General features: G+C 66.2%; 2 protein-coding genes. Both read right to left on the bottom strand.

Going from position 1 to position 633, the window contains the following annotated elements:
* The coding region (locus tag RHBS_RS28400) for a DUF5926 family protein (protein WP_237669889.1) at positions 1–408 on the bottom strand (408 nt) is incomplete at its 3' end.
* Between the two features lie 10 nt (positions 409–418).
* A partial coding sequence (locus RHBS_RS28395; protein WP_272913910.1) for a glycerophosphodiester phosphodiesterase family protein occupies positions 419–633 on the bottom strand: 215 nt, incomplete at its 5' end.

Here is a 633-nt window from a genome sequence, read left to right as displayed (position 1 = left end):
GGGGGTGCTGTCGGTGATCTTCGCGGCTTCGAGCGACTCGCCCGCGGATGCGGTGGACGCCCATCCGAGCGCGCTACTGATATCTGCTGCAACGTCTTTCGACTGGTTCTGCACCTGAAGGCCGACGAATCCTTCGACGGTATCCGCGTCTTCGCGCACCAATGCTGCGACGGCACCGGGCAGCACCGTTGCCAGCGTGATCGTGCGACCGTCGACGGTGATCGGCGCGGTTGCCGTTGCCGACGGGACGAACTCACGCAGTGCTACGAGGTCGCATTCGGCAGCAAGGCCTTCGAACGGGCGGGTCGACGCCGATTCGATGCTCGCGCGTTCCGCTTCTCGCTGCGCCAGCTTCGCTGCTCGGTTGCTGTCCTGCTTCGGTCCACTGTTTCTTTTGCTCTTACCCACGCCCGAAAACCTACACGTTCTTCGATTCGAGCCAGGCGCGCGTTCGGCCGGGGTGATTGGTGGCGATCCACCCGACGCCGAGCTCGCGGCACAGGTCCACGTCCTCTTTCTCGTCGACGGTCCACACGTAGCTGGCCCGGCCGGACGCTGCTGCGCGGTCGATGATGGCCGGATGCTCGCGCAGCGCTCGTATCGACGGGCCGACGGCGGTGGCCCCGACGGTCG

Source organism: Rhodococcus sp. BS-15 (assembly GCF_000813105.1).
Taxonomy (GTDB): Bacteria; Actinomycetota; Actinomycetes; order Mycobacteriales; family Mycobacteriaceae; genus Rhodococcoides.
The sequence above is the reverse complement of the archived record's forward strand: the minus strand, read 5'-3'. Positions and strand labels throughout refer to the sequence as shown.